General features: G+C 65.9%; 16 protein-coding genes and 3 pseudogenes. 11 read left to right on the top strand and 8 right to left on the bottom strand.

Annotated elements, in window-relative coordinates:
- Positions 1–96: 96 nt before the first annotated feature.
- Positions 97–801, top strand: coding sequence for a methyl-accepting chemotaxis protein (locus ACNFCJ_RS03865; protein ID WP_375709500.1), 705 nt, complete (start codon positions 97–99; stop codon positions 799–801).
- Positions 802–1,315: 514 nt separating this feature from the next.
- Here ACNFCJ_RS03865 and ACNFCJ_RS03860 read toward each other — a convergent pair.
- Positions 1,316–2,395 (bottom strand): hypothetical protein, encoded by a 1,080-nt coding sequence (locus ACNFCJ_RS03860; protein ID WP_416769881.1) that lies wholly within the window; start codon positions 2,393–2,395, stop codon positions 1,316–1,318.
- A 56-nt stretch (positions 2,396–2,451) separates the two neighbouring features.
- Entirely contained in the window at positions 2,452–4,515 is a 2,064-nt protein-coding gene (locus ACNFCJ_RS03855; RefSeq protein ID WP_416769880.1) for an alpha-amylase, read from the bottom strand.
- Positions 4,516–4,769: 254 nt separating this feature from the next.
- On the opposite strand from ACNFCJ_RS03855, the gene malE reads away from it, so the two are divergent.
- The 9 genes and pseudogenes from malE to ACNFCJ_RS03810 all read left to right on the top strand — a co-directional run.
- Positions 4,770–5,957 (top strand): maltose/maltodextrin ABC transporter substrate-binding protein MalE, encoded by a 1,188-nt coding sequence (malE, locus tag ACNFCJ_RS03850; protein ID WP_125881655.1) that lies wholly within the window; start codon positions 4,770–4,772, stop codon positions 5,955–5,957.
- 101 nt (positions 5,958–6,058) lie between these two features.
- A pseudogene (malF, locus tag ACNFCJ_RS03845) lies at positions 6,059–7,591 on the top strand (maltose ABC transporter permease MalF).
- Between the two features lie 10 nt (positions 7,592–7,601).
- Positions 7,602–8,492 carry a maltose ABC transporter permease MalG gene (malG, locus tag ACNFCJ_RS03840; protein ID WP_416769878.1) on the top strand — a complete coding sequence of 297 codons (891 nt, stop codon included), beginning with the start codon at positions 7,602–7,604 and terminating at the stop codon, positions 8,490–8,492.
- Between the two features lie 144 nt (positions 8,493–8,636).
- Positions 8,637–11,381: an HTH-type transcriptional regulator MalT gene (gene malT / locus ACNFCJ_RS03835; protein WP_416769876.1), complete on the top strand. Its 2,745-nt coding sequence runs from the start codon at positions 8,637–8,639 to the stop codon at positions 11,379–11,381.
- A 262-nt stretch (positions 11,382–11,643) separates the two neighbouring features.
- Positions 11,644–13,272: an alpha-glucosidase gene (locus tag ACNFCJ_RS03830; protein WP_416769875.1), complete on the top strand. Its 1,629-nt coding sequence runs from the start codon at positions 11,644–11,646 to the stop codon at positions 13,270–13,272.
- A gap of 358 nt (positions 13,273–13,630) precedes the next feature.
- Complete coding sequence (gene malK, locus ACNFCJ_RS03825; protein ID WP_416769873.1) at positions 13,631–14,746, top strand: maltose/maltodextrin ABC transporter ATP-binding protein MalK; 1,116 nt, start codon at positions 13,631–13,633, stop codon at positions 14,744–14,746.
- Positions 14,747–14,871: 125 nt separating this feature from the next.
- Positions 14,872–15,228, top strand: coding sequence for a hypothetical protein (locus ACNFCJ_RS03820; protein ID WP_416769871.1), 357 nt, complete (start codon positions 14,872–14,874; stop codon positions 15,226–15,228).
- Positions 15,165–15,329: pseudogene (locus ACNFCJ_RS03815) on the top strand (alpha/beta fold hydrolase); the annotation flags it as partial. The gene ACNFCJ_RS03820 and the pseudogene ACNFCJ_RS03815, both read left to right, overlap by 64 nt.
- Positions 15,330–15,356: 27 nt before the next feature.
- A pseudogene (locus tag ACNFCJ_RS03810) lies at positions 15,357–15,602 on the top strand (VOC family protein); the annotation flags it as partial.
- 139 nt (positions 15,603–15,741) lie between these two features.
- On the opposite strand, the gene ggpS reads toward ACNFCJ_RS03810, so the two are convergent.
- The 6 genes from ggpS to phhA form a co-directional block, all read right to left on the bottom strand.
- Complete coding sequence (ggpS, locus tag ACNFCJ_RS03805) at positions 15,742–18,000, bottom strand: glucosylglycerol-phosphate synthase (RefSeq protein WP_416769869.1); 2,259 nt, start codon at positions 17,998–18,000, stop codon at positions 15,742–15,744.
- A gap of 287 nt (positions 18,001–18,287) precedes the next feature.
- Positions 18,288–19,541, bottom strand: coding sequence for an MFS transporter (locus tag ACNFCJ_RS03800; RefSeq protein ID WP_209450206.1), 1,254 nt, complete (start codon positions 19,539–19,541; stop codon positions 18,288–18,290).
- A 145-nt stretch (positions 19,542–19,686) separates the two neighbouring features.
- Positions 19,687–21,030, bottom strand: coding sequence for a DUF2254 domain-containing protein (locus ACNFCJ_RS03795; RefSeq protein WP_209450205.1), 1,344 nt, complete (start codon positions 21,028–21,030; stop codon positions 19,687–19,689).
- Between the two features lie 85 nt (positions 21,031–21,115).
- The gene (locus ACNFCJ_RS03790; protein ID WP_209450204.1) at positions 21,116–22,315 is read right to left on the bottom strand and encodes an amino acid aminotransferase; all 1,200 of its coding nucleotides are present in this window, start codon (positions 22,313–22,315) and stop codon (positions 21,116–21,118) included.
- On the bottom strand, positions 22,312–22,668 hold the full coding sequence (locus ACNFCJ_RS03785; protein WP_017362122.1) for a 4a-hydroxytetrahydrobiopterin dehydratase: 357 nt from the start codon (positions 22,666–22,668) through the stop codon (positions 22,312–22,314). The genes ACNFCJ_RS03790 and ACNFCJ_RS03785 overlap by 4 nt, the downstream gene beginning before the upstream one ends.
- A gap of 92 nt (positions 22,669–22,760) precedes the next feature.
- On the bottom strand, positions 22,761–23,546 hold the full coding sequence (gene phhA / locus ACNFCJ_RS03780; RefSeq protein WP_209450203.1) for a phenylalanine 4-monooxygenase: 786 nt from the start codon (positions 23,544–23,546) through the stop codon (positions 22,761–22,763).
- A 253-nt stretch (positions 23,547–23,799) separates the two neighbouring features.
- On the opposite strand from phhA, the gene ACNFCJ_RS03775 reads away from it, so the two are divergent.
- Complete coding sequence (locus ACNFCJ_RS03775) at positions 23,800–25,353, top strand: sigma-54-dependent phenylalanine hydroxylase transcriptional regulator PhhR (RefSeq protein ID WP_013716502.1); 1,554 nt, start codon at positions 23,800–23,802, stop codon at positions 25,351–25,353.
- Positions 25,354–25,425: the final 72 nt, after the last annotated feature.

The raw sequence follows: 25,425 nt of genomic DNA, 5'->3' as shown, positions 1-25,425 counted from the left end.
ATCGCCCGTGGCAATGCCGATTCCTGCGCCGAGGCGCGCCAGGGCCTGGATCGGCAGCGCTCGAGCATCGGTGCGCTGGCCGCCAGCCTGACCCAGATGGAATCGAGCTTCGCCGAGGTGGCGGTGCATGCCGAGCAGACCGCGCGGCGGGTCGACAGCGTCGGCGCCTGCGTCGACAGCGGCAGCCAGATCATGGCCGGCACCATCCGCAGCACCCGGGCGCTAGCGCAGCAGCTGCAGGGCAGCGTGGCCGAGATCGCCGAGGTCGAGGTCGGCGGGCAGCGCATCGGCCAGATCCTCGCGGTGATCCGCAGCATCGCCGAGCAGACCAACCTGCTGGCCCTCAACGCGGCCATCGAGGCGGCGCGTGCCGGCGAGCAGGGCCGCGGCTTCGCCGTGGTCGCCGACGAGGTGCGCAGCCTGGCCTTGCGCACGGCCAGCTCCACCGGCGAGATCCAGTCGCATATCGACGGTCTGCTGCAGGGCATCCAGGCGGCGGTACAGTCGCTGGAGCTGAGCCGCCAGCACATGCAGGCCAACCTGGCCCAGGTCGGCGAGGCCGATCAGGCGATGCAGCGGATCCACGAGCAGGTCGGCGCCATCGCCGGCATGTCGCGGCAGATCAGCCAGGCCACCGCCCAGCAGCGCCTGGCTGCCGAAGACGTGACGCGCAGCATGCACGACATCCACGCGGTGGCCGAGGACAACATGCAGCGCATCGTCGGTATCACCGAGAGCAGCGAGCGCCAGGCGGCCATGGTGGCCGAGCAGCAGGCGCTGTGCGCCCGCTACCTGACCTGAGCGATCGGTGCCTGCTGCGCGAAGGCGTGTATCCGGCGGATTGGGGCGGGGTGGCGGAGGATGAGAGAGCGTTCGGCGAGTGACCGCGCAAGCTCGGTGCGCACGGCGCACCCTACGATGGTGCCGATACGCCGATATGTAAGTCTGCGGATATGGTGCGGCGAGCCCTAGGGTGCGCCGTGCGCACCAGGGATAAACGCCGATCTGCCAGGCCGGCGCCTATTCCCGGTCCGGTCGAGTTGTCGCCGCTGGATGGGGTATGCAGAAAGAGCCGCCGAGGCCGCGGTGCTCCGCGGCGCACCCTGAGAACACGGCAGGCCTTTGTAGGGGGCGCGCGGGGCCGCCTAGCAGGCTGTTGAAAAACTATCTGCGTTGCTACTGCTGCGTTAAAAACAGGCTCGTGCGCGAGTCCGATCAAAATGCTCATTTACAGCTCGTAAACTCCGCTTTTTCGCCTATTTTTGCCTTGCATTGGCTGCCTCGCCTACGTTTTTCAACGGCCTGCTAGCTCTGCCTATTCACCAACCTGCCACTCATGCGCCTGCTGCAGCGCCTGTTCCAGCTCGGCGCGCCAGGCGTCCGGGGTGCGGCCTTCGAGCAGTTCCAGGCGCCGCAGCTGGGCGCCGCATTCGTCCAGGCAGCGTTGCAGCCAGGCGATGCGCTGCAGGGTCAGCGGCGTGCAGGTCTGGCCGCCGAGGTCGTCCTCCAGATCGCTCAGGTGCGAGCGCCAGGCCTCGCGCAGGTACAGGCCGTCGAGGCCGCCGCCCAGCGCGTCCTGCCACTGGTCGATGATGCGTTGCAGCCAGGCCAGTACCGTGGCGCTGGCGCCGCGTCCAGCCAGATGGCTGCGCAGGCGCCGGTAGCACTCCAGGGCGATGCGCTTTTCCAGTTCCAGCGCGGCCAGCGCGGCGCTCTGTCCGCGCTCGCGTTCCAGGTGCAGCAGGTGGGCGTAGTAGCAGCGCGTTTCGAAGCGCTCGGCGCCGTGGTGCTGCGGGGTCAGCAGCCCGTTGCTGTTGCACGCGCGCAGCGGGTCGAAGCGGTACATATAGCCGAAGTCGAACAAGCGGATGCAGCCGTCGTCGAGCAGGTTGCCCGGGCACAGGTCCCACTCGAAGAAGCCCAGCTGCAGTAGCGCCAGCAGCGTATCGAACAGCTGCAGCAGGCGCCGCTCGTCCCATTCGCCGATCGCCTCGCCTGCGATCCAGGGCGACAGCAGCAGGCCGTGGCGGTAGCTGGCGTAACGGGTCTCGACGATGCCGGCCAGGGCCTCGTGCCAGTCCGCCTGGCGCTTGAGCGCCTGCAGTTCGCCGCGGCGCTGCACTTCGTTGAGAAAGGAGGTCTGGCCGTCGGGGTTGCGCACCTTGCACGGGTGGCGTGCGCGCTTGAGGGTCCACAGGCGGCCGCTGGCCTCCAGCTGGTAGACCTCGGCGGTCAGCCCACCGGCGAAGTGGCGACGTACCCAGGGGCTGCCGGGGCGGGTGGTCAGCAGGTGTTCGAGGGGCAGCGGGCAACCGGCGAGCGAGCCCACCTCCAGTTCGGCGCGGCTGGCGGCGAAGGCCAGTTGGCTTTGGCGGCGTTGTTGTTCGGGTGTCATATCGGCTCCTGTTGGTGAGCACAGCACACCCTACGGGTTGGCGTTGGCATATGCGCTTATCGCCCTTGCACTATCACCACCCGGTCTTTGCCCAGGGTGCGAGCGAAGGCGTAGGGCTGGGTGGACAGCTGCTGGTGGCGGCCGGCGCCGATGGCCGGGTGGCGCGCGCGGAACTGGCCGAGCAGGCGCCAGTGCGCCAGCAGTTCGGCGATGGGCGCCTGCTGCTGGGCGTCCCAGTTCATCGACGAGCGCGTGCCCTGGTGCGGGTCCGAACCCGTGGGCCCGAGCGGGCGCGCGCTTTCGTCGCCGTAGTAGATCTGCACCGCGCCGGGTGCCAGCAGCAGGGCTCCGGCCAGGCCGCGCTGGCGCGCCAGTTGATGGCCCTGGTCGGCGAAGAACAGCGAGGTGTCGTGGGACGAGGCGTAGCTCATGAAGTTGTGCCGCGCGTCGTTGGCCAGCAGCTCGGCGTAGTCGCGGTAGCCGTCCTCGATCTGGCGCAGGCACTCGCTGCCCCTGGCGGCCAGCTCGCCCTGGAAGTCGAAGTTGATCAGCGCGTCGAAGCCGTGGTCCTGGTAAACGCTGGCCTGCGGGCCGTGGCCGAACACCTCGCCGACCATCCAGAACGGGCTGCCGCTCATGGGATCATCGGGGTTGGCCGCCGACCACTCGGCGCGAGCCTTGTCGGCTGCCTGGCGCAGCGCCGCCCAGCTCTCCAGTTCGACGTGCTTGACGGTATCGGCACGAAAGCCGTCGACGCCGAATTCGCGCACCCAGAAGCTCAGCCATTCCACCAGATAGTCGCGCACCCGGTAGCCCTCGCGTGGCACGGCGCGGGTGTCGGCCTTGCGCAGCAGGAAGGGCGGCAGGGACACCGGCTGCTGACTCTCGGTCTTGAAGTCGGGGAGGAAGGCCAGCGAGCCTTGGCGCGGGTCGACCAGCACGCTGGGCGGGCTGTCATAGTCGGCGATGTCGGCGCGTACCCAGTCCTTGCCCCACCACTGGCGCCAGGCGTCGTGCTGGTAGTCGATCAGGTTGTGGTAGGCGTGCAGGTTCTCGAAGCTCTCCGGCTGCCAGTCGCTCCAGCGCGGCGGCAGGTACTGCTGCATGCCGCCGCGCAGCGCGCCGAAGCCGAGCGCCTGCATGTCGGCCAGGGTCGAATAGCCGGGGTGGTTGAGCACCACGTCGAACAGCACGCGGATGCCGCGGGCGTGAGCCTGGGCGATCAGCTCGCGCAGCTCGTCTTCCGTCCCCATGTTGGCGTCCAGGCGGGTGAAGTCCAGGGCGTAGTAACCGTGATAGGCGTAATGGCGAAAGTCGCCCTTGTCACCGCCGCCGACCCAGCCATGGATCTGCTCGAAGGGCGCGGTGATCCACAGTGCGTTGACCCCCAGCTGCTGCAGGTAGTCGAGCTTGCCGGTCAGGCCGCGCAGGTCGCCGCCATGGAAGGTACCGATCTCCTGCTCGCCGTCGGGCTGGCGCCCGTAGCTGCGGTCGTTGCCGGTATCGCCATTGGCGAAGCGGTCGGTGATAGCGAAATACACCGTGGCATTGCGCCAGTCGTGGGCGGGCGCTGGCGCCGGCTCGGTTGGCTCGAGCAGGAGCAGGCCGTCGCTATGCGCCGCCGGGGTCAGCTCGATACGGCCGTTTTCCACCGTGGCCAACTGGCCGCTGTAGGCATCGCGCAGCACCTCGCCATCGGCGAATACCTGGCCGACCGCGACGCTCAGCGCCTCGCCCTGCCAGGTGCGGCAGGTGCTGCGCGGCGCCTGCTCGCGCAGCGGCAGCAGGCGCAGATGGGGCTGGGCGTCTTCCTGAAACAGCAGGCGATAGCGGCCGGGCTCGCCGATCTGCAGGCTGAGTGAGCTGCCCGCGTGCCAGTCCTGACGCTGGTACAAGGCCAGCGGCTGGGCGCTGCCGCTGGCATTGGGCGCCTGCAGACGCAACTGGCCGGCGCTCAGTTCCAGCTCGACGCTGTAGCGCTGCGGCGCGGAGTTATTCCATTGCAGCGGCACTGGCCGTTGATCCAGCCAGGCCTGCAGCTGCGGCTCGGCGCTGGCAAACTGGCAGAGCAGGGCGCAGGCCAGGGTGGTGAGCGAAGTAGGCAACGAAGGGCGGCGCATGGGGTTCTCCCGCAACTGGCGAGCCTCCAGTACACCCGCACCACGCCGCCTGCAACAGGCGCAGAAGGGGCAGGGGTGCATACTTTTTTCAGGGAGGCGCTGGCAGACTACGCCCCCGCTTCTACGCCCTCGAGAGCGCGACTGGGGAGGATGTGGCGCTTGCCCTTTCGGTCGAGGATGACCGGGCTGGCAGAGCGCTCACCGGCTCGCCGCGGTTGTGGATCAAAAACAAGAAGCCACGAGGACAACAAGACATGAACAAGACGCTGCTCAGCGCAGTCGCCATCGGCCTCGCCGCCACCCTGAGCCATTCCCTGCCGGCCCAGGCCGCCATCGAGGAGGGCAAGCTGGTCATCTGGATCAACGGCGACAAGGGTTACAAGGGTCTGGCCAAGGTCGGCGAGCGCTTCACCGCCGACACCGGCATCGCCGTCGAGGTGGCCCATCCGGACAGTGCCACCGACAAGTTCCAGCAGGCCGCCGCCACTGGCAACGGCCCGGACATCTTCATCTGGGCCCACGACCGCCTTGGCGAATGGGCGCAGAGCGGGCTGATCTCGCCGATCACCCCCAGCGCCAAGGTCCAGGGCGAGATCGAGGACTTCGCCTGGGAGGCGGTGACCTACGGCGGCAAGCTGTGGGGCTACCCGATGGCGGTCGAGGCCATCGGCCTGCTCTACAACAAGGCGCTGGTGCCGACCCCGCCGGCCAGCTTCGACGAGGTGCTGGCGCTCAACGCCGAGCTGGCCAAGTCCGGCAAGCGCGCCATCCTCTGGGACTACAACAACACCTACTTCACCTGGCCGCTGCTGGCCGCCAACGGCGGCTATGCCTTCGCCGCCGCCGAGGGCGGCTACGACACCAGTCGCACCGGGGTCAACAACGCCGGCGCCAAGCAGGGCGCGCAGACCCTCAAGGCGCTGATCGACGCCGGGGTGATGCCCAAGGGCGCCGACTACAGCGTCGCCGAGGCAGCCTTCAACAAGGGCGAGTCGGCCATGTTCATCAGCGGCCCCTGGGCCTGGGCCAACGCCAAGAAGAGCGGCATCGATTTCGGCGTGGCGCCGATCCCCGCCGTGGGCGATGCCCCCAGCCGACCCTTCAGCGGGGTGATGGCTGCCGCGCTGAACGCCGCCAGCCCCAACCAGGCGCTGGCCGTGGAGTTCCTCGAGAACTACCTGCTGCAGGTCGAGGGGCTCAAGACCGTGAGCGCCGACGTGCCGCTCGGCGCCGTGCCGAACAAGGCCTATATGGCCGAGCTGGCCAGTGACCCGTTGATCAAGGCCACCTTCGACAACGCCCAGCTCGGCCAGCCGATGCCCAACGTGCCGGAGATGGGCGCCTTCTGGTCGGCCATGGCGCCGGCGCTGAGCAACATCACCTCCGGTCGGCAGACCGTGGACGCCGCGCTGGACGACGCCGCCAAGCGCATCGCCAAGTGAAATCCGGCCGCCGTCGACGCCTGGCGTCGCGGCGGCTCCGCTCCGAGGCTATAAACCTGATGTCCGTCGTCAATCTTTCCGCCGCCGTGGCCAGTACGCCCATGAAACTGTTTTCCCTGCCGTCGCTACGTGCCGGCCTGCGCTGGAGCCTGTGGGGCCTGTTCAATGTCCTGGCGCTGTACCTGGTGCTGGCGCTCTATGCCCAGCAGCAACTGGCCTTCGCCCTGCTCGGCCTGGTGGTCACCGGCATCGCCAGCTACGTGTTCATCAGCCGCCGCACCTACGCCCATCGCTACATCTACCCGGCGTTGGCGGGCATGCTGGTGTTCGTCATCTTTCCGCTGCTGTACACCGTGGGCATCGGCTTCACCAACTACAGCGGCAGCAATCTGCTGAGCTTCGAGTAGGTGCAGCGCTATCACCTGCGCCAGACCTACCTGGCCGGCGAGCGCTACGCCTTCAGCCTGCACCGCGATGAGGCCGGCGAGCTGCGTTTGCGCGTCGACAAGGGCGAGCGCGGCGCGTTCGTCTCGCCGCCTCTCGTTGGGGATGCGACCGGCGACGCGGCCGGCGAGCCGCTGGCGCTCAGGGCCGAACGCGAACCCGGCGAGCTGGGCGAGGCACTGGCGCTGCGCGAGGTGATCCAGCGCCGCGCCGAGCTGGAGCAGTGGGTGCTGCGCGGCAGCGACGGCGAGCTGCTGCGTCTGTACGGCCTGCGCGAGGTGGCGGCGGTCAAGCCGCTGTACCGCCTGCTGGAAAACGGCGACCTGCTCAACACGCGTAGCAACGAGCGCCTGGAGCCCGACCATACCACCGGCTTCTACCTCGACAGCCACGGCAACAAGGTGGCGCCGGGCTTCACCGTGTTCGCCGGCACCAGCAACTTCACCCGGGTACTGACCGACCCGAGCATCCGCGGGCCCTTCCTCGAGATCTTCGTCTGGACCGTGGCCTTCGCCGGCCTCACCGTGCTCTTCACCCTGGCCGTCGGCCTGGTCCTGGCCAGCCTGCTGCAGTGGGATCTGGTGCGCGGCAAGGCGTTCTACCGGCTGATGCTGATCCTGCCCTACGCGGTGCCGGCCTTTATCTCCATCCTGGTGTTCCGCGGCCTGTTCAACCAGAACTTCGGTGAGATCAACCTGTTGCTCAACGGCCTGTTCGGCATCCGCCCGGACTGGTTCAGCGACCCGACCCTGGCCCGCTCGATGATCCTGATGGTCAACACCTGGCTGGGTTACCCCTACATGCTGCTGCTGTGCATGGGCCTGCTGCAGGCCATTCCGCGCGACCTCTACGAGGCCTCGGCGATGGATGGCGCCACGCCCCTGGACAACCTGCTGAAGATCACCCTGCCGCTTCTGATCAAGCCGCTGGCGCCGCTTTTGATCGCCAGCTTCGCCTTCAACTTCAACAACTTCGTGCTGATCACCCTGCTGACCCGCGGCGGCCCGGACATCATCGGCGCCACCACCCCGGCCGGCACCACCGATCTGCTGGTGAGCTACACCTACCGCATTGCCTTCCAGGACTCGGGGCAGAACTTCGCCCTGGCGGCGGCCATCGCCACGCTGATCTTCCTGGTGGTGGGCGCGCTGGCCTGGCTCAACCTGAAACTGTCGAAAGTCAAAGTCTGAGGAACCCGCCATGGCGATGGTGCAACCGAAATCCGTGAAATACCGCCTGTGGCTGACCCATGCAGGTCTGCTCGGCTTCATCGCGCTGATCGTCTTCCCGCTGCTGATGGTGGTGTCGATCAGCTTCCGCGAAGGCAACTTCGCCACCGGCAGCCTGATGCCGGACAACCCGACCCTGGAGCACTGGTCGCTGGCCCTTGGCATTCCCTACCAGCATGCCGATGGCTCGGTGACCCAGCCGCCGTTCCCGGTGCTGACCTGGCTGTGGAACTCGGTGAAGATCGCCTTCATCAGCTCGGCGCTGATCCTGCTGCTGTCGACCACCAGCGCCTATGCCTTCGCCCGTATGCGCTTCGCCGGCAAGGGGCCGATCCTCAAGGGCATGCTGATCTTCCAGATGTTCCCGCCGGTGCTGTCGCTGGTGGCCATCTACGCCCTGTTCGACCAGCTCGGCAAGCACGCCGGCTGGCTCGGGGTGAACAGCCACGGCGCGGTGATCGTCGCCTCGCTCGGCGGCATGGCCCTGCATATCTGGACCATCAAGGGCTACTTCGAAAGCATCGACGCCTCGCTGGAGGAGGCCGCCATCGTCGACGGCGCCACCACCTGGCAGGCCTTCGTGCACATCCTGCTGCCGATGAGCGTGCCGATCCTCGCCGTGGTGTTCATCCTCGCCTTCATCACCAGCATCACCGAATACCCCATGGCCTCGGTGCTGCTGCTGGACGTGGACAAGCTGACCCTGTCGGTCGGCGCCCAGCAGTACCTGTACGAGCAGAACTACCTGTGGGGCGACTTCGCCGCCGCCGCCGTGCTCTCCGGTCTGCCGATCACCCTGGTATTCCTCTATTGCCAGAAGTGGATAGTCGGTGGGCTGACCGCGGGGGGCGTTAAGGGGTAGCCACGATTTGGTGCGCACGGCCTAGGCGGCCCCGCGACACCCTACGGGTTAGGCGTGATCAGCCGCAGGGCGTTGAAACCCGCCACCCGATACCGATGTAAGATTCGCCAAAACCCGGACAACGATAAATAACGGGAGAGGATCATGACCACAGCGGCCCGTCCGCCACTGCCTTTGATACCGGCCAAGCTGGCCGCGCCGTCCATTCATCCCGGCCTGCTGCCACGGCCGCGCTTCGACGAGTGGCTGCAGCGCCTGCCCCAGGTGCGCCTGGCCGTGCTGCAGGCGCCCAGCGGCTTCGGCAAGACCGTGCTGGCCAGCCAGTGGGCCGCAGCCTTTGCCGGCGCCGTGGCCTGGCTCAATCTCGACGGCAACGACAACAGCCCGCGGCAGTTCGGCCGCTACCTGCTCAATGCCCTGCATCGCCAGCTCGAGGGCGGTTGTCCGCAGTGCGTCAATCGCGCCGAGCAGGGCGACGACGGCCTCGACGGTCTGCTCACCCGCCTGCTCGCCGAACTGCCGGCCGAGCACCCGCCGCTGTTGCTGGTGCTCGACGAGTTCGAGGCGCTGCGCAACCGCGAGGTGATCGCCGCGCTGCGCTTCTTCCTGCGCAACACGCCGCCCTGGCTGACCCTGTTGGTGTGCAGCCGCGGCCTGCCGGACCTGGGCGTGGCCGAGCTGCGGGTCAAGCGTCAGCTGCTGGCGCTGGACGCCAGCCACCTGGCCTTCGAGCTGGACGAAGTGCAGGCGCTACTGGATCTGGGCTTGCCGATCGCCATCAACCGCGAGCAGGTCGAGCGCCTCAACCGGCGCATCGGCGGCTGGCCCTGCGCGCTGCAGCTGACCCTGCAGGAGGTGCAGACCGGGCGCGGCATGGACCTGTTTCTCGAGGCGCTGCAACTCGGCCATCCCTACGTGCGCGACTATTTCCGTGAGCAGGTGCTCTACGGCCTGGACGGCGCCACCCAGGATTTTCTGCAGTCCACATGCCTGCTCGAGCGCTTCAGCGCGCCGCTGGCCGACCGCCTGACCGACAGCTGCAACGGCCGCGAGATGCTGGAAAACCTCGAACGCAGCGGCCTGTTTATCCAGGCGGTGGACCCGTTGCGTCAGTGGTTCGCCTACCACCCGCTGTTCGCCAGCTTCCTGCGCAACGAGCTGTCCACCCATCATCCGCAGCGCATGGGCGAACTGCACCTGCGCGCCGCCGAGGCGCTGCTCGAGGAGAAGATGGCCGAGGAGGCCGCCCGCCATGCGCTGCTGGCGCATGATCCGCAGCGAGTGGCGCAGATTCTCGAGACCCACGGCCGTCACTTCTATCGCCAGGGGCGGCTGGAGCTGCTGCAGCGCTGCCTGGCCGTGCTGCCGGAGAGCCGCGTGGCCGAGTCGCCGCTGTTCACCCTGCTGCAGGCCTGGGCCTCGCAGAACCAGTACCAGAGCGATCAGGTCGAACGCTGGCTGCAGGCCGGCGAGGCGGTGCAGCGCGAGCAGTTCAGTGCCGAGCAGTGGCAGCGCATCGAGGCCGAATACCATGCGGTGCGCGCCCAGGTGGCGATCAACCAGGGCGACCAGCAGCGTGCCATGGCCTTCGCCCGCCAGGCACTGGCGCTCGAGCCGCTGACCATGCGCACCTCCCGCGTCGCGGCGCTGTCGGTGCTGGCCGAGTCGCACTTCGTCCAGGGCGATCTGGCCAAGGCCCAGCATCAGCACGAGGAAAACGTGCGCCGCGCGCAGCAGATCAACGCCTCGCACCCGGTGCTGTGGAGCCTCGGCCAGCTGTCGGAGATCGCCGTCGCCCAGGGCCACCTGCAAAAGGCCTACAACCTGCAGGAGCGGGCGCTGCAGTACATCGAGCAGGAAAAGCTGCCGGTCACCCCGATCATGGAATTCATCAACCGCGCGCGCGGCCAGGTGCTGCTGGAGTGGCACCACCTCGATGCCGCCGAGCAGTGCGCCCTGCAGGGGCTGGAGATACTCGATACGGTGGGCGACCACTGGTTCCTGCAGTGCTACGTGCTGCTCGCCCGCGTTGCCCATGCGCGCGGCCAGCAGAACCAGTGTGCCGACTACATCGGCCGGCTCAAGACGCTGCTGGCCGGCCACGACTACCACATCGACTGGCAGGCCAACGCCCACGCGGTGATGCTCACCTACTGGGACTCGACCCAGGACAAGGACAGCATCCGCCAGTGGCTTGCCACCGCGCCGCCGCTCAAGCCGGGGGCCAACCACTTCGCCCAGGGCAATGCGCGCAACCATGTGCGCGCCTACCTGGCGCTGAACCAGGGCGACCGCGCGCTGCCGATCCTGCGTCAGCTACAGCTCGATGCCGAGCGCCACCAGCTGGTGATGGACCAGAACCGCAACCATATCCTCCAGGCGCTGGCCTACTGGCAGCGCGAGGAACGCCAGAGCAGCCTCGACCATCTGCACCAGGCGCTGACCCTGGCCAGCGGTACCGGCGCCATCGGCAGCTTCCTGCGCCTGGGCAAGCCGCTGATCGCCATGCTCAAGGCACTGCAGCACGAGCGTCGCCTCGACGAGCTGGAACACCAGCGCGCCGAGCGCCTGATCCAGCTGGCCCAGCAGCAGCGCGACTTCAGCCGGGCGATCCGCATCACCCTGGACGAGGCGGTGATTCAGGACATCATCAACCGCCCCGACGTGCCCGAGCTGATCCGCCATTCGCCGTTGACCCGGCGCGAATGGCAGGTGCTCAGCCTGATTCACGCCGGGCTGTCCAACGAGCAGATCTCCGAACACCTCAACGTCGCCCCGACCACCATCAAGACGCATATCCGCAGCATCTACCAGAAGCTCGCCATCACCCAGCGCAGCGAAGCGGTGCAGCTGGCGCGCAGCCTGTTGAGCAAGATCCAGGGGGAGTAGGGGGATACCCAACCGTAGGGTGCGCCGTGCGCACCGCTGCGGGGTCGGGTGTCTGACGAATATGTTGATGCCTCGATAGGCGCGGGTTGGTGCGCACAGCGCACCCTGCGGCCCGGCTTCGCCCGCACGATCTCCACCCCCAAAACTCCTCCCCCTTGCCCGCCACCAGCTACGCCGTCGAAAACCCCGGCGGGGAGGATGTGACGCCTTGCCCTCTTGCCTAGAGTGGAGCTGTCATCACGAACAACAAAAGGCTTGCTGTATGGCTGTTATTCGCAAGGACTGGTGGCGCGGCGGCGTCATCTACCAGGTCTACCCACGCAGTTTTCTCGACAGCAACGACGACGGCGTCGGCGACCTGCCCGGCGTAATCGCCAAGCTCGACTACATCGCCAGCCTCAACGTCGACGCCATCTGGCTGTCGCCGTTCTTCACCTCGCCGATGAAGGATTTCGGCTACGACGTTTCCGACTACCGCGGCGTCGACCCGATCTTCGGCACCCTCGACGATTTCCGCACGCTGGTCGCGGCCGCCCACGAGCGCGGCCTGCGCATCATCATCGATCAGGTGCTCAACCACTGCTCCGACCAGCATCCCTGGTTCGCCGAGAGCCGTTCGAGCCGCAGCAACGACAAGGCCGACTGGTTCGTCTGGGCCGACCCCAACCCGGACGGCACGCCGCCGAACAACTGGCTGTCGGTGTTCGGCGGTTCGGCCTGGACCTGGGAGGGCCGGCGCAAGCAGTACTACCTGCACAACTTCCTGGCCAGCCAGCCGGACCTCAACTTCCACTGCGAGGCGGTGCAGCAGCAGTTGCTCGGCGACATGGAGTTCTGGCTGGAGCTGGGCGTCGACGGCTTCCGCCTCGACGCCGCCAATTTCTACTTCCACGACCAGGCGCTGCGCAGCAACCCGCCAAACCCGGACATCCGCGAGGGCGGCATCGGCGTGCGCGCCGACAACCCCTACGCCTACCAGCGCCACCTGTACGACAAGACCCAGCCTCAGAACCTCGACTTCCTGCGCCGCCTGCGCGCGCTGCTGGAGCGCTACCCCGGCACCGCCACGGTGGCGGAGATCGGCTGCGACGACTCGCTGCGCACCATGGCCGCCTACACTAGCGGCGGCGATACCCTGCACATGGCCTATTCCTTCGACCTGCTCACCGCCCAGTGCAGCCCGGCGTTCATCCGCCACACCATCGAGAGCATCGAGCGCGAACTCAGCGACGGCTGGCCCTGCTGGTCAGTGGGCAACCACGATGTGGTGCGGGTGATGAGCCGCTGGGCCCTGGCCGGCGAAGAGAGCCCGGCGCGCGGTCGCCTGCTGATGGCGCTGCTGCTGTCGCTGCGCGGCAGCGTGTGCCTGTACCAGGGCGAGGAGCTGGGCCTGCCGGAGGCCGAGCTGGCTTACGAGGATCTGGTCGACCCCTACGGCATCCGCTTCTGGCCCGAGTTCAAGGGCCGCGACGGTTGCCGCACGCCGATGCCCTGGAGCCGCGACGGCGCCCACGCCGGCTTCTCCCGTGAGCGGCCCTGGCTGCCGCTGGACGAACGCCACCGCGCCCTGGCGGTGGACGTGCAGGAGGCCGACGCGGCCTCGATGCTCAACAGCTACCGGCGCTTCCTCGCCTGGCGCCAGGAGCAGCCGCTGCTGATCGACGGCGATATCCAGGTGCGCTACCACGACGACGACCTGCTGGTGTTCGAACGGCGTCTGGGCGAGCAGGCCTGGCTGTGCCTGTTCAATCTGGGCGACCGCGAGCGCCGCTACGACCTGCCGCTGATGGTCGAGCCGCTGGAGGGCGTGCCGTCCAGCACGGCCGAGTTCCTCGGCAGTTGGGTACACTTGCCGGCCCATGGGTTCGGCTTCGCCCGGCTGCTGGGCTAGTGCCGCGACATGCATGAAGTGTTGGTTGATCGCGGTCTTACCCAGCTACTGCGATCCCCCGTAGGGTGGGTTAGCCGCATACCGCCATTAACCGGCATCAGCGCATAAGTGACGCGGCGTAACCCACCATTGGCGCAACGCGGTCAATCGCTTGGTGGGTTACGCGGCGCGCCACCCTGGGAGTGTCCGAGCGTTCGGCGGTTGGCGCCGCTAACCCACCCTACAGCGATCGACATCTCATGGTTGTCGCGACATTAGGCCCCTTGCGTTTGCAGGAGCCTGTCCGGCTCCTGCAGGTTCTTAAGCTTTCCGGCCGGGCCCAATCCATAGGTTCCCGGCCCCGTTCGAGAGGTATCCCATGGCCAGCGTTACCCTGCGCAACATCTGCAAGCACTACGACGGCACCGCCATCACCCGCAACATCGACCTGGACATCGAGGACGGCGAATTCGTGGTTTTCGTCGGCCCGTCCGGCTGCGGCAAGTCCACCCTGTTGCGGCTGATCGCCGGGCTGGAGGAGATCAGCTCCGGCGAGCTGCTGATCGACGGTCAGCGGGTCAACGACCTGCCGCCCAAGGATCGCTCGGTGGGCATGGTGTTCCAGTCCTACGCCCTCTACCCGCACATGACGGTGGCGGAGAACATGGCCTTCGGCCTCAAGCTGGCGAAGATCGGCAAGGCGCATGTCCGCAGCAAGGTGGAGGAGGTTTCGCGCATCCTGCAACTCGATGCGCTGCTCGAACGCAAGCCCAAGGACCTTTCCGGCGGCCAGCGTCAGCGTGTGGCCATCGGCCGTACCCTGGTGCGCGAGCCCAAGGTGTTCCTGTTCGACGAGCCGCTGTCGAACCTCGATGCCTTCCTGCGCGTGCAGATGCGCATCGAGATCTCGCGCCTGCACCAGCGCCTGAAGTCCACCATGATCTACGTCACCCACGACCAGGTCGAAGCCATGACCATGGCCGACAAGATCGTCGTGCTCGAGGCCGGGCGCATCGCCCAGGTCGGTGCGCCGCTGGAGCTCTACCACTACCCGCGCAACCGCTTCGTCGCCGGCTTCCTCGGCTCGCCGCAGATGAACTTCCTCCAGGTGCGCGCGCTCAGCGCCAGCAGCGAGGCGGTGGAGATCGAGATGCCCGGCGGCTACCGCATGCAAGTGCTGGTCGACGGCACCGGCGTCGAGCCCGGCGAGGAGTTGACCCTGGGCGTGCGCCCGGAGCACTTCGTCGCCGCCGAGCAGGCCGACTTCGCCTTCTACGGGCAGATCAGCGTGGCCGAGCGCCTGGGCGACCACAACCTGATCTACCTGAGCCTGGAAGGGGTGGAGGACATCATCACCCTGCGCGCGGATGGCGACCGCCGCGTGGCGGTGGGCGAGACCTTCGCCGCCGGGCTGATGGCCAACAAATGCCACCTGTTCCGCGCCGACGGCCAGGCCTGCCCGCGGCATTACCGCGAGCCGGCGATCTACGGCTGATCACGGCGTGTGGCGTACCGAGCCGGCGCTGGCGGCTGCCTCTACGCTGCCGAGCCCAAAATAGGTGGCACTTCGACGATACGCCGGACCTCGAAAGAGACAGGTTCGTCGTCATCGGAGTCCTTATGCCTCATCTGCCATCACGCACCTGGATCTGCGCCCTGGTCGGTATCGCCGTCGCGCTCGGCACCTTCGAAGCCACGCGTCGCTATCGGCAACTGGCGAGCGCGCCGGCGCTGAGCGACACCAGTCGCGCCCTGGGCATCGACGGTCATCATGTTCAGGCCGGCCCCTGGCGGCTGTTCACCCGCAGTGTCGGCGCTGCCGATGCACCGGTGGTGGTGCTGGTGCACGGGCTGGTCATCTCCAGTCGTTACATGGAGCCGCTGGCCAGGGCGCTGGCCGATATGGCTACCGCGTGCTGGCGCCGGACCTGCCGGGCTACGGCGAGAGTGCGACGGGCACGCCATGGCGTGTGCTGAGCGTCGAGCTGCTCGACCTGTGGCTCAGCGCCTGTGCCATCGACAAGGCCGCCTTCATCGGCAATTCCTACGGTTGCCAGATCCTCACGACCCTGACCGTGCGCCACCCCCAGCGGGTGGAGCGCCTGGTGCTGATGGCGTCCGACACCGCTCCCGAATGCGGGCCGCCCCACGGGGGCATCAAGGGTTGCTCGATTTCCCTGCAGGTGGACAACGTGCCGGAGGCCGAGCGTCTGTATGAGGCGCTGTCGGAAGGTGGGTCGGTGCAGATGGAGCTGTAGGCCACCTTCTGGGCGACGCGCTTCGCCATGCTCACCGACCGCTTCGGTGTGTCGTGGATGATCAACTGCATGGTCGATAGCCAGCACGGTTGACGGCGAGGTTCTCGGCAAACGTAGCCCGGATGAAATCCGGGGAAACGAGACTGCGCCTTCGCGGCTGAAACGGAGTGCCGCCCAGCCGCTCCTACGGCCTGATTGGTCCGTAGGAGCGGCTTCAGCCGCGATGAGCTATCTAGCTCACCAGCGTCAGCGGCTCAGGCTCTTCCTGTACTTGCACGCCCGCCAGGAACTCCTCGCCCCAGCGGCGAATGTCGTTGTAGCAGACGATATCGAACAGCTCGCGCAGGCGCGCCTGGGCCTCGCTTTTCGGCAGGTTCAGCGCCAGGTAGCAGGTCTGCGCCAGGTCGGCCGGATCATGCGGGTTGGTCAGCAGCGCGCCCTTGAGCTCGGCTGCGGCACCCGCGAACTCCGATAGCACCAGCACGCCACGTCCGCCGAGCAGGCCTTGCGCTGCGACGAACTCCTTGGCCACCAGGTTGAGGCCGTCACGTAGCGGGGTGATCCACATGACGTCGGCCATGGCGTACCAGGCGCTGACTTCCTCGAAGGGCAGGCTGCGGAAGAAAAACTGCAGCGGCGTCCAGCCAATGCGTGCGAAGCGGCCGTTGATACGGCCGACCGCCTGCTCGATCTGGCTTTGCAGCTCGTTGTAGACGGTCATCTCCTTGGCCGCCGGTACGCACACGGTGACCAGGGTGACCTTGCCGATCAGCTCGGGGTTATCGGCCAGCAGGCGCTCGTAAGCGTTGAGCTTTTCCAGAATGCCTTTGGTGTAGTCGAGGCGCTCTACCGAGAGGATCAGCTTCACGCCTTTCATTTCCTCACGCAGTTGACCCATCAGTTCCTTGATCTTCGGCGCCTCCAGGGCGCCTCGCACGCGGTCTATGTCCAGCCCGACCGGGTGTGCGCCGAGCTTGACCTGACGGGTGCCGGTGTCCAGTTCGGTGGTCATGCGCTCCAGGCCCACGGCGCAGCCGTAAGTGATGAAGCGCGGCGCGCAGTTCTGCCGCTCCAGGGTTTTCAGCGGGAACACGCCACGAGCGACGTCGACGAAGTTCTCCACCTGGCGTGGAATGTGGAAGCCGATGTAGTCGCACTGCAACAGGCTGCCGACGATCTGCCGGCGCCACGGCAACACGTTGAACACGTCGGCCGAGGGGAAGTAGGTGTGGTGGAAGAAGGCGATGCGCAGGTCCGGGCGCAGCTCGCGCAGGTAGGCCGGCACCATCCACAGGTTGTAGTCGTGCAGCCAGACGATTGCGCCTTCGGCTGCCTCCAGCGCGGTGCGTTCGGCGAAGGCACGGTTGACCTTGAGGAATACTTGCCAGTCGTCCTCGTTGAAGGTGGCGCGTTCCCAGAAGGTGTGCAGAGTCGGCCAGAAGGCTTCCTTGGAGAAGCGCTTGTAGAAGATGTCGACTTCTTCCTTGCTCAGCTTGACCCGCGCGGCGGTGAGCTTGGGATAGCGCTCGGCGTCCACGGTGGTGTGGCTGTCGAACGGTTCGTCGCCATCCTCATGCACGGCCCAGGCGACCCAGGAACCAGGGCGGCCGTCGCCGAAGAAGCTGAGCAGGGTGGGGATGATGCCGTTGGGCGAAGTGGGGCGGCGACGCTGCAGCTTGCCGGCGGCGTTGCGGTATTCCTCATAGGGCAGGCGGTGATAGACCATCACCAGCTCGGCCTTGCCAGGTTGCGCGGCCTGGCGGCGTTCGGCGGCGATACCGTGTTCGCCGAGGAAACCGAAGTGGGCAAAGGCTTCGAGGATGCCGCCGCAGCCCGGACGCTCGGCGTGCAGGGTGCGTGAATGGTGGTTGGTGGCTTCCAGCAATGCGGTTTCCGATTCACCGACGCACACGCCATGGAAGCTGGAGCTGAGCATGGACAGGTCATTGAGCGTGTCGCCAGCGGCCAGCACCTGGTCGTGGCTCAGCTCCAGCCAGTCGGCCAGGGCCTGCAGGCTGCTGCCTTTGTTCACCCCTTTGGGCAGAAAGTCCAGGTACAGCTCGGCGGAGTAGAGCAGGTCGCAGCCCAGTTCATCGGCGATCTCGCGTAGCGCCGGGTTGGCTGCCTGCTCAGGCGTGCAGAAGTAGGAGCAGCGGCGCGCCTGTGGTACGTCCTGGCGCTCCAGGCCGAACAGTTCGATGGCGCTGGCCACCTGGCTTTCGCCGGGCCAGCGGGCATCGACCACGCTCTGCAGCGGTTGGATCGGTTGCAGGCTGTCACCATGCACCAAGGTCGCGCCGACGTCGGCGATGATGTAGTCCGGCTGCGGCAGCGTCGGGTCGGCCAGCAGTGGCAGCACCGCCTCCAGGCTGCGCCCGGTGACGTAGGCAAGCTTGATCTCGGGGTGGGCGGCGATGGTCTGATAGAGGCTCAGGCGATCTTCGGGGTCGCCAGCGAGAAAGGTTCCATCCAGGTCAGTAGCTAATAGCATCGTTGTTTCTCCAGAAGTGGCCAGTGCGGTGCGCTCAGGGGGTGAGCGGCCGACGGGCCGGGTTTCTGGCTGCTTGGGGTAGGCTCAAGGCCTTGCCGAAACAGCCTTTAAGAACCTGTCCCAAGACTGCTGCGCGTCGGCCATGCCGCGTTGAAGCCGAGCTCAGAATGCTCATTACAGCTCGTAAAGTCGAACGCGACTCCGATCGCTTCTTCGCTCGACTTCGCGGGGCCGCCATCGGTATTGCCTGGCTCTAGCTCGCGAGTCTTTGAACAGGTTCTATGACTTCAGGACTGAGTTGTCGTCTCCTCCGTCGAATCATGGGGCGGTGCATCGGGCATCAGCTCCAGCACCGTGGGACTGGTCCGCAGCATCGGCACGAAGTGTGCGGCGTCGCCGCTGACCAAGTCGCTGACATGGCGCAGCCGATAAACGGTGTAGGCAGCCAGCAGGCCGAGTGTGCTGGCGAAGTACAGCGGCAGTGCGTTGGCGCCCAGTTGTTCCATCAACACGCCGGCCAGCAGTGGGCCGCACACCGAGCCGATGCCGTTGACCATCAGCAGGCTGGCGGAGCCGGAGAGAATCTCGTCGCTGTGCAACTGGTCGATCAACTGCGCGACGGCGATGGGGTAGATGGCGAAGGCCAGGCCGCCCCAGATGAAGATCGCGCCGAGCAGCAGCGGCCCTGCCGGCAGCAGGCTCATGATCAGTGCCAGCACGACCGCCAGGATCACCACCCGCAGCAGCACCTGGCGCCGGTCGTGGCGATCCGAATAGATACCTATGGGCCATTGCAGCAGGGCGCCGCCGAGAATGGTGGCGGTCATCAGCAGGCCGACGCCGGATGTATCGAAGCCGGCCAGGCTCGCATAGACCGGTGCCATGCCCCAGAAGCCGCCCATCGCCAAGCCGGACAGGCCTGCGGCGATGATCGCCAGCGGTGCGATCTCCCACAGTTGGCGCAGGTTGGTCGGCGGCGACTCGGGCAGCGTCGGTTGTGCCTGGCGGGTGAGCGTGATGGGCATCAGCGCGGCACTGATCAGGATCGCGGCGATGGCGAACAGGGTGAACTGCACCGGGTCGGCCAGGTGTAGCAACTGCTGGGCCAGGGCCAGGGCGCCGAGGTTGACTGCCATGTATACCGCGAATACCTGGCCGCGTTTCTCGTTGGGCGCCTGGGCGTTGAGCCAGCTCTCGATGACCATGTACAGCGTCACCAGTCCGAGGCCATAGAGTACGCGTAGCAGCAGCCAGACCCACGGATCGATCAGCAGCAAATGGAGCAGGGCGGCGATGGCAGCCAGGGCTGCGCAACAGGCGAACGCGCGAATGTGCCCGATGCGCCTGACCAGCGGCGTCGCCAGCCAGGTGCCGAGAAGGAACCCGACGAAGTACCCGGACATGATCAGTCCGAGCATCGTGGTGGAGTAGCCTTCGGCGACGCCACGCAGGGTCAGGAGGGTGTTGAGCAGACCATTGCCAAGCAGGAGTAACGCGACCCCGCTCAGCAATGAACTGATGGGGGCAATCAGGGACCACATGCAAACTACCCTAGGGAACTGTGCCCCTGATAGCAAGCATGAAGCACGCCATGACTTCCCGGATTGTCCTTTATCTATTTGATTCTAAAGAGTTATTTTTAATGACGAACGGTGGTGCAATTTTTTGACGGCAAACTTTGCACCGTCATGGTGCCTCGCCCGCGATGTGCAGGGGCATCAGTGGCTGATCCGAATCGTGCAACGTACGATTGATGCGCGCGATGAAATCGTTGATTTCCTCGCGATCACGTCGATCGTTCAAATGGCGCTCGGCGGTGTCGCGTACGCTGCGTGCATGGCGCAGAAGGTCGGCGCGTTGCTGGCTGCTGGCGGGGCGATGCAGCAGGTTCTTGAAGGCCTGCAACAGGCTGACCAGTACACCGACATCGGCCGCGCCATAGGTGCGTATCGGACCCAGAAGTTGCAGCAGTAGCTGGTCCAGCGAAATCTCCTGATAGCACAGCCTCGGTGGTTCGTCGGGAAGGCTGGCGAAATCTCGTTCGGACAGCGCCAGGCGCCTGCTCAACAATACACTGAGCAGGTCCACGGTCTTGATGGCCGTGCCTGGATCGTTGATGCCGGGGCTCAGCGCCTTCACGGCGATCTCCGACATCTGCCGACAGCCGAAGAAGTAATGGCTGCTGGCGTACTCTTCGATGAAGAAATCGAAGCAGTCGAGCAGTTGCTGGCATACGGCTTCATCCAACGGTCGTTCCAGACGAAACAGCGGGTGCCCTTCGCTGACGAAGAAACCGCGGTGAGCGAGTACCGTCATCCGTACCTGATGACGTCGCAGCAGCGTGTTGACCTCCTTGACGTTGAGTTCCTTGAAGTAGCCGTTGCGCTGCGCGTGCACAGTGATCCACTTACTGTCATCCGGCCATTGGGGCGCGGCGTCGCGCGAAGCTGGACTGCCACCGCAGGCATCGAGCTTTTCCAGGCTGGTGCTGTAGAGGTTACCGAGGATGTGCTCGACCTGAATCGACTGTGAAATCGAGCGGATGAAGTGTACGAACAGGCCTAGGCAGACGATGCCCATAGCCAGGGTTATGAGCACGCCGAAGCTGGGTATCCGCTCACCGTTGCCCTGCTCGATGGTGGTGATCAGCAGCAGGGCATAGAGAATGGTGCCGAGGTAGAAGCCCAGGGTTTTCTGGTGCCCCTTGCTGCTGACCAGGCCGGGAATCACCCGCGGTGACAGCGATGCTGCGGCGTTGTTGAGCACCACCATGACCATCGAGAAACTGAACACCATCAGCGACAGAATACCTGCCACCAGCGTGCCGAGGATCAGCCTGGCGTTGTCTGCATTGCTGACCAGGCCGAGATCGAAGCGCTTCTTGAATGCCATCATCCATGTCTGGTATTCGGCAGCCATGGTCAACAGGCACAGCACGAAGAAACCGGTGGCGATCAACGTCGGGTAGAACGCCAGGCTGTGAATGATGCGCTGGTAGGCGCGAAAGAGGATGTTGCTGGGTACGGCCATTGGCGAATCCGTCGTGAATGGCGATGACCGCACTATAGCTGTGAAGCTGGCAGGCGGCGGTCTCTAAGACCCGCCGCCTGCTGACTCAGTTCACGCAGACCCGAGCGATGGCGTCGGCTAGTTGATCCAGTCGGCTGGCATCCAGCCCCGCGACGTTGGCGCGGCCGCTGCCGACCACGTACACGCTGAACTCCTCGCGCAGGCGTTGCACCTGCAGCGGCGACAGCCCGGTGTAGGAGAACATGCCGCGCTGTTCGGCGATGTGCGCGAAACGCTCGTTCAACCCATGCGGCGCAAGTGCTTCGACCAGGCCACGGCGCAGGCTGGCCACGCGTAGGCGCATACCTTCCAGCTCGTCCAGCCAGAGGCCTTTCAGCTCATCGTCGCCAAGGATCTGCGCCACTACCGCGGCGCCATGGGCGGGTGGCGTCGACCACAGGTTGCGGGCGATGGAGGCCAGCTGGCTGCGGATGTCGATGAGTTTCTCGGCGTCGCCAGCGCAGACGATCAGGGCGCCGGTGCGTTCGCGATACAGGCCGAAATTCTTCGAGCAGGAACTGGTGATCAGCAGCTCCGGCAGTTCGGCGGCGAACAGGCGCACGGCCCAGGCGTCCTGCTCCAAACCGTCGCCGAAGCCCTGGTAGGCGAAGTCGATCAGCGGCAGCAGTTCGCGTGCCTTGACCACCTCCAGCACGCGCTTGAAATCGCGTGGGGAGAGGTCGAAACCGGTGGGGTTGTGGCAGCAGGCATGCAGCAGCACCACGTCGCCCTTGGGCAGGTGGGTGAGGGCGGCGATCATGGCCTCCACGTCGAGACGGTTGTCGGCGCCGACGTACGGATAATGGCCGACCTTGAGCCCGGCTTCGGCAAACAGGGTTTCATGGATGGGCCAGGTCGGATCGCTGAGCCAGATGCCGCGCCCGGGCAGGCAGTGGCGAATGAAATCACCCGCCAGGCGCAGCGCACCGGTACCGCCGGGCGTCTGTGTGGCGCCGGCGCGCTGCTCGGCGAGCAACGGCGAGTTGGCGCCCAGCACCAACTGGCTCAAGAGCGCACCGAACGCGGCGTCGCCGTGGCCTCCGACATAGGTCTTGGTCTGTTCCAGGTCGATCAGGCGCTGCTCGGCCAATTTCACCGCGCGCGGTATCGGCGTCAGGCCTTGGGCGTCCTTGTACACGCCAACGCCAAGGTCCAGGCGCGCCGGATTGCTGTCCAGCCGATAGGCTTCCATCAGGCTGAGGATGGGGTCGCCCGGTACGCGGGCGACCTCGGCGAAATGGTTCACTTGCGGCCCTCGGCGCTGGCGGCCAGCACGTCGGTGCGCGCGGCCATGATGAAGTCGTTGCGGTGCAGACCGCGCATTTCATGGCTCCACCAGGTGACGGTGACCTTGCCCCATTCGGTGAGCAGTGCCGGATGGTGGCCGACTTCCTCGGCGATGGCGCCCACGGCGTTGGTGAAGGCCAGGGCATGGCGGAAGTTCTTGAACAGGTACACGCGCTCCAGCTCCATATGATCGCCACGCACCTCGATGTTCCAGTCGGGAATCTCGCGGATCAGCTCGGCCAGTTCTTCATCGGACACTTTCGGCGCGTCGGCGCGGCAGGCTTCGCATTGGGCTTGGGCAAGGCTGGTCATTTCAGGCTCCTTGAGGATTAGAGGTCAGAGCATAGACGGTAAGAGGTATCGAGCAGCTCCCTCGCCAATGAATGGGCGAGGGAGCTAAAAGGCTACGCGGCTTTCGGCGGAAATTTCGGCGCGTGCAGGCCGAGCGCCATGGCCTGATGCACCAGCGCCATGATGTCCGCCTGAGCCAGCTCGAACAGGCGCTTGAGCTCGGGCAGGACGAAGTACACCGGCTGCAGGATATCGATGCGATACGGTGTGCGCATCGCTTCCAGCGGATCGAAGGGCTGGTGTTCGGGCACGTCGGACAACGCGTAGAGGGTTTCCTTCGGCGAGGAGAGGATACCGCCGCCGTAGATGCGCCGGCCCTGCGGGGTGTCGAGCAGGCCGAACTCGATGGTCAGCCAGTACAGCCGCGCCAGATAGACGCGCTGCTCTTTAGTGGCCTGAAGGCCGAGCTTGCCGTAGGTGTGGGTGAATTCGGCGAACCAGGGGTTGGTCAGCATCGGGCAGTGGCCGAATATCTCGTGGAAGATGTCCGGTTCCTTCAGGTAGTCCAGCTCCTCTGGCGTGCGGATGAAGGTGGCGACGGGAAACTGCTTGCTGGCCAGCAGCTCGAAGAAGGTCTGGAAGGGGATCAGTGCCGGCACCCGCGCTACGCGCCAGCCGGTGGTGGCTTCGAGCACACGGTTGATCTCGCCGAGCTGCGGAATGCGCTCCTTGGGCAGGTCGAGCTGCTCGATACCGTCCAGGTATTCCTGGCAGGCGCGGTTCTGGATCACCTCCAGTTGGCGGGTGATCAGGGTATTCCACACCTGATGCTCGCTTTCCGGATAATGGATAAAGCCACTCTCGTCCGGTTCCCGGGCCAGGTACTGCGTACTCTTCATCGCTGCCTCCTTCTGGGGGCTGTTGTTCTTGTCTTGACCCGAGCATGCCGCTGATTGCTCGGGTTGGAACGGCGGCCAGACACAGCGCAGCCCAGGATTGCACGGGAAAAGTGTAAATTTTTGATTACGATATTGCTGGCGTGGCGATTTTTCGGCTTGCTGATGAGCTTTGCTGTCACATATTCTTGACGGAAATTATGCCGCCATCTCCGATTTCTGTGACCCGGCGGCCATAACAACAAGAGCCTGAGCCATGCGTATCAAGGTCCACTGCCAGAACCGTGTCGGCATCCTGCGTGACATCCTCAACCTGCTGGTCGACTACGGCATCAACGTCGCCCGTGGCGAAGTCGGGGGCGAGCAGGGCAACGCCATCTACCTGTACTGTCCGAATCTGATCAATCTGCAGTTCCAGTCGCTGAGGCCGAAGTTCGAGGCCATTGCCGGCGTATTCGGTGTCAAGCGCGTCGGGCTGATGCCCAGCGAACGGCGTCACCTGGAGCTCAATGCGCTGCTTGGTGCGCTGGATTTCCCAGTGCTGTCCATCGACATGGGCGGCAGCATCGTCGCCGCCAACCGCAGCGCCGCGCAGTTGCTCGGGGTGCGTGTGGACGAGGTGCCGGGCATGGCGCTGTCACGCTATGCCGAGGATTTCGACTTGCCCGAACTGGTGCGCGCCAACAAGACGCGAATCAACGGGCTGCGGGTGAAGATCAAGGGCGATGTGTTTCTCGCCGATATCGCGCCGCTGCAGAACGAACACGACGACAGCGAGGCGCTGGCTGGCGCGGTGCTGACCCTGCATCGCGCCGACCGCGTTGGTGAGCGCATCTACCATGTGCGCAAACAGGAGCTGCGTGGCTTCGACTCGATCTTCCAGAGCTCCAGGGTTATGGCGGCGGTAGTCAAGGAAGCGCGGCGCATGGCGCCGCTGGATGCGCCGCTGCTAATCGAGGGCGAAACAGGCACCGGCAAGGAATTGCTGGCGCGCGCCTGTCACCTGGCCAGCCCGCGAGGGCAATCGCCGTTCATGGCGCTCAATTGCGCAGGGTTGCCGGAATCCATGGCCGAGACCGAGCTGTTTGGCTACGGCCCCGGCGCCTTCGAGGGCGCGCGTCCGGAAGGCAAGCTCGGTCTGCTGGAACTGACTGCAGGCGGCACGCTGTTTCTCGATGGCGTCGGCGAGATGAGCCCGCGCCTGCAGGCCAAGCTGCTGCGCTTTCTGCAGGATGGCTGCTTTCGCCGTGTCGGCAGCGACGAGGAGGTGTACCTCGATGTGCGGGTGATCTGCGCCACCCAGGTCGACCTGTCCGAACTCTGCGCCCATGGCGAGTTCCGTCAGGATCTCTACCACCGCCTCAACGTGCTCAGCCTGCATATTCCGCCCCTGCGTGAATGCCTCGACGGTCTGGCGCCGTTGGTGGAGCACTTTCTCGATTCCGCCAGCCGGCAGATCGGTTGTGCGCTGCCGAAGCTGGCGCCACAGGCCTTCGAGCGCATGGCCCATTACCACTGGCCGGGTAACGTGCGGCAACTGGAGAACGTGCTGTTCCAGGCGGTCTCGCTATGCGATGGCGGCACCGTGAAGGCCGAGCATATCCGCCTGCCGGACTACGGTGCGCCGCAGCCGCTCGGTGAGTTCTCTGTCGATGGCAACCTCGACGATATCCTCGGCCGCTTCGAGAAGGCGGTGCTGGAGCGCCTGTTCCGCGATCACCCGAGCAGCCGCCAGTTGGGCAAGCGCCTCGGTGTTTCCCATACCACCATCGCCAACAAGCTGCGTCAGCACGGGTTGGGCAAGGAGTAGGCGTAGGGTGCGCTGTGCGCACCAACGCTCCGCTGGCCCTGGCTGATACCTGCAGTTTTTTTCGCGCGGCGC

The sequence above is a fragment of the Pseudomonas sp. NY15364 genome (genome assembly GCF_048068235.1).
GTDB lineage: Bacteria > Pseudomonadota > Gammaproteobacteria > Pseudomonadales > Pseudomonadaceae > Aquipseudomonas > Aquipseudomonas mendocina_D.
The sequence above is the reverse complement of the archived record's forward strand: the minus strand, read 5'-3'. Positions and strand labels throughout refer to the sequence as shown.

Excerpts from the sequence above, each read along its gene's own strand:
- ACNFCJ_RS03865 (WP_375709500.1), top strand. The coding sequence starts at position 97 with ATGGAATCGAGCTTCGCCGAGGTGGCGGTGCATGCCGAGCAGACCGCG.
- ACNFCJ_RS03860 (WP_416769881.1), bottom strand. The coding sequence starts at position 2,395 with ATGACACCCGAACAACAACGCCGCCAAAGCCAACTGGCCTTCGCCGCC.
- ACNFCJ_RS03855 (WP_416769880.1), bottom strand. The coding sequence starts at position 4,515 with ATGCGCCGCCCTTCGTTGCCTACTTCGCTCACCACCCTGGCCTGCGCC.
- malE (WP_125881655.1), top strand. The coding sequence starts at position 4,770 with ATGAACAAGACGCTGCTCAGCGCAGTCGCCATCGGCCTCGCCGCCACC.
- malG (WP_416769878.1), top strand. The coding sequence starts at position 7,602 with ATGGCGATGGTGCAACCGAAATCCGTGAAATACCGCCTGTGGCTGACC.
- malT (WP_416769876.1), top strand. The coding sequence starts at position 8,637 with ATGACCACAGCGGCCCGTCCGCCACTGCCTTTGATACCGGCCAAGCTG.
- ACNFCJ_RS03830 (WP_416769875.1), top strand. The coding sequence starts at position 11,644 with ATGGCTGTTATTCGCAAGGACTGGTGGCGCGGCGGCGTCATCTACCAG.
- malK (WP_416769873.1), top strand. The coding sequence starts at position 13,631 with ATGGCCAGCGTTACCCTGCGCAACATCTGCAAGCACTACGACGGCACC.
- ACNFCJ_RS03820 (WP_416769871.1), top strand. The coding sequence starts at position 14,872 with ATGCCTCATCTGCCATCACGCACCTGGATCTGCGCCCTGGTCGGTATC.
- ggpS (WP_416769869.1), bottom strand. The coding sequence starts at position 18,000 with ATGCTATTAGCTACTGACCTGGATGGAACCTTTCTCGCTGGCGACCCC.
- ACNFCJ_RS03800 (WP_209450206.1), bottom strand. The coding sequence starts at position 19,541 with ATGTGGTCCCTGATTGCCCCCATCAGTTCATTGCTGAGCGGGGTCGCG.
- ACNFCJ_RS03795 (WP_209450205.1), bottom strand. The coding sequence starts at position 21,030 with ATGGCCGTACCCAGCAACATCCTCTTTCGCGCCTACCAGCGCATCATT.
- ACNFCJ_RS03785 (WP_017362122.1), bottom strand. The coding sequence starts at position 22,668 with ATGACCAGCCTTGCCCAAGCCCAATGCGAAGCCTGCCGCGCCGACGCG.
- phhA (WP_209450203.1), bottom strand. The coding sequence starts at position 23,546 with ATGAAGAGTACGCAGTACCTGGCCCGGGAACCGGACGAGAGTGGCTTT.
- ACNFCJ_RS03775 (WP_013716502.1), top strand. The coding sequence starts at position 23,800 with ATGCGTATCAAGGTCCACTGCCAGAACCGTGTCGGCATCCTGCGTGAC.